This window comes from Actinoallomurus acaciae (assembly GCF_042429965.1).
Taxonomy (GTDB): domain Bacteria; phylum Actinomycetota; class Actinomycetes; order Streptosporangiales; family Streptosporangiaceae; genus Actinoallomurus; species Actinoallomurus acaciae.
This window is the reverse complement of record NZ_JBHLZP010000806.1, coordinates 1-2631: the sequence shown is the minus strand read 5'-3', so window position 1 is coordinate 2631 and position 2631 is coordinate 1. Positions and strand designations below refer to the sequence as shown.

3 protein-coding genes are annotated in these 2631 nt (G+C 74.0%); all 3 read left to right on the top strand.

What is annotated here, in order from left to right:
* Nucleotides 1-405, top strand: a 405-nt coding sequence (locus tag ACFFNX_RS47265; protein ID WP_378212948.1) for a (2Fe-2S)-binding protein, incomplete at its 5' end; no start/stop codon positions are given.
* Complete coding sequence (locus ACFFNX_RS47260; protein WP_378212947.1) at nucleotides 402-1646, top strand: NAD(P)/FAD-dependent oxidoreductase; 1245 nt, start codon at nucleotides 402-404, stop codon at nucleotides 1644-1646. The genes ACFFNX_RS47265 and ACFFNX_RS47260, both read left to right, overlap by 4 nt.
* The gene (locus ACFFNX_RS47255; protein ID WP_378212946.1) at nucleotides 1643-2584 is read left to right on the top strand and encodes a dihydrodipicolinate synthase family protein; all 942 of its coding nucleotides are present in this window, start codon (nucleotides 1643-1645) and stop codon (nucleotides 2582-2584) included. Before ACFFNX_RS47260 ends, ACFFNX_RS47255 begins: the two co-directional genes overlap by 4 nt.
* Nucleotides 2585-2631 lie beyond the last annotated feature (47 nt).

Sequence of the window (2631 nt, the reverse complement as noted above, 5' to 3'; positions counted from 1 at the left end):
CGCCGCCGTCTCGACCGGCGCCGCGCGCTGAGCGCCGCCACCGCGCGGCTGTACCGCGTCGGGCCCGGCGTCTACGAGCTGAGTGACGACGACACGGTGATCTGCCGGTGCGAGGAGGTCCGCCGGCGGGACCTGGCGCCGGCGATCGCGTCCACCGACGACATCAACCTGGTCAAGGGCTACACCCGTGCCGGGATGGGGCCGTGTCAGGGACGGATCTGCCAGCGGCACGTCGCCGGTCTCATCACCCGGCACCACGGCCGCCCCATCGAGGAGGTCGCGCTGGCCACGCCGCGCATGCCGGTACGGCCGGTGCCGATCGGCGCGCTGGCCGACCACACGATCCAGGGCCCGACGCTGTTCCTCGCCGAGGACGCGGCGGCCGGGGACGGGACGAGGCCGTGACCGCCGGACCGCTGGAGTCCCGGCACTGGGTGCCGGCCGAGCACAGCCACGCGCCGCTGCCGCCGAGCACCGACGTGCTCGTCATCGGCGGCGGCATCGCGGGCACCGCGATGGCGTACTACCTTGCCCGGAGCGGGGTCGAGGTCACGCTCGTCGAACGCGGCGAGCTCAACCGGGAGGCGTCCGGCACCAACGCCGGCAGCTTCCACCTCCAGCTCGCCATCCACCAGCTCTCCGGCCAGGGCGCCGAGGCGGACCGCGAGCGGCTGCTGGACGAGGCGAGGCTCAGCCTGGAGGCGTACTCGGTCTGGAAGGGACTCGGCGACGAGCTCGACGGCTCCCTCGACCTGCACGAGACCGGCGGCTGGATGGTCGCCGAGACCCCCGAGCAGCTCCAGACGCTGCGGGACAAGTACGAGCTGGAACGCCTGGCCGGCATCGAGACCGAGGTCGTCACGGGCGCGGAGCTGCGGCGGCGCGCGCCGTACCTGGCCGAGACCGTCGTCGGTGCGACGTACTGCCCGATCGAGGGCCACGCCAACCCGCTGGTCGTCGCGCCGCTGTACGCGCTGCGGGCCGTGGAGCACGGCGCGCTCATCCGCACCGGAACCGAGGTGCGGCGCATCGACGTGAACGGCGACACCGGCGCGCGGCGTTTCACCGTGCACACCGGCGCCGGGCGGATCGACGCGCACCGCGTCGTCGACTGCGCGGGCGCCTGGTGCGGCGAACCGGCCGCGATGGTCGGCCTGCGGCTCCCCGTACGCAGCGAGGGCCTGCACGTGAACGTCACCGAGCCGCGGCCGCGCCTGCTGACGCCCATGGTCCAGCACATCGGGCGGCGGCTCACGCTCAAGCAGACCGACCAGAACACCTTCATCATCGGCGGGGGATGGCCGACGCCGGACGCTCCGCGCCCCCGGCGTTACCCGACGAGCTGGCACAGCGCGGCCGGCAGCACGGCGGTGGCGGTGTCGGTCCTGCCGGCGCTCGCCGACGTACGGGTGGTGCGGACCTGGTCCGGAGTGATCGTGTTCACCGACGACTTCTCGCCCGTCGTCGGGGAGTCCGCGCTCGTGCCCGGCTTCCACGCCTGCGTGTCGTCGACCGGGTTCACCTTCAGCCCGTACTTCGCCCGCCGCCTGGCCGAGCAGATGACCTCGCCGGTGGCCTCGCCCTTCCCCGAGCGGTACTCGCTCGACCGGGCGGCCACCGGCACTCTTCGAAGGGAGAAGCGATGAATCGCGACGACGTCGACTGGCAGGGGTACTACCCGGCCTTCGTCACGCCGTTCACCGAGGCGGGGGACCTCGACCTGGACACGCTGCGCGCGCTCGTGGACCACTACGTCGCCGAGGGCATGCACGGCATCGTGGTCAACGGCACGTGCGGCGAGTGGTTCTCCCAGACGCCCGAGGAGCGCCGGGCGGTCGCCGAGACCGCGGTCGAGCAGGCCGCCGGGCGGCTGCGCGTGCTCGTCGGCAGCACCGCGTACACCGCCAGGGAGACCGCCGGGTACGCGCGCCACGCGCTCGCGGCCGGCGCCGACGGCGTGCTGGCGTCGCCGCCGCCGTACGCCAAGCTCTTCCCGGACGAGGTGATCGCGTTCTACCGCGACCTCGACGCGGCGGTGGACGGGCCGATCACCGTCTACAACTGGCCGCACGGCAGCGGCGTCGACATCGGCACGGAGCTGGCGGACAGGCTCGCCGACATCGACCAGATCGTGGCCATCAAGGACAGCACGCCCGACGCCGACCAGTTCTTCGCGACCTCGCGGCGCGTACGGGACCGGGTGCGCGTCTTCGGCCCGTACATGAGCGTTCGCGGCCTGGAGGTGCTGCGCACCGAGGGCGGTGACGGCACCGTCGGCGGCGGCTCGCTGTTCGGGCGGCCCGACCCGGCGTTCTGGGAGTCGTACTGGCGCGGTGAGTACGAGGGGCCGCGGGCGCACGCGGTGGCGAGCGACCGGCTCTTCCCGAAGCTGTGGCTGCCGGGCGGCTGGGCCGGGAAGTTCGGCGCCTACCAGAGCCAGCTCAAGGCGCTGATGACGATGCTCGGCCAGCCCGCCGGGCACGTGCGCCGTCCACGCCTGCCCATCACCGACGCCGGCAGCCTGCGCGCCATGCGCGCCGTGCTGGTGGAGGAGGGGCTGCTGGCGGAGGCGGCCGGGCGGTGACGATCGAACGGCCCCGGCTGCCGGCCGGGCGCGGGCTGGAGCGCGGG

What these genes read in the sequence shown, in the direction of transcription:
- ACFFNX_RS47255 (WP_378212946.1), top strand. Translation starts at nt 1,643, where the DNA reads ATGAATCGCGACGACGTCGACTGGCAGGGGTACTACCCGGCCTTCGTC.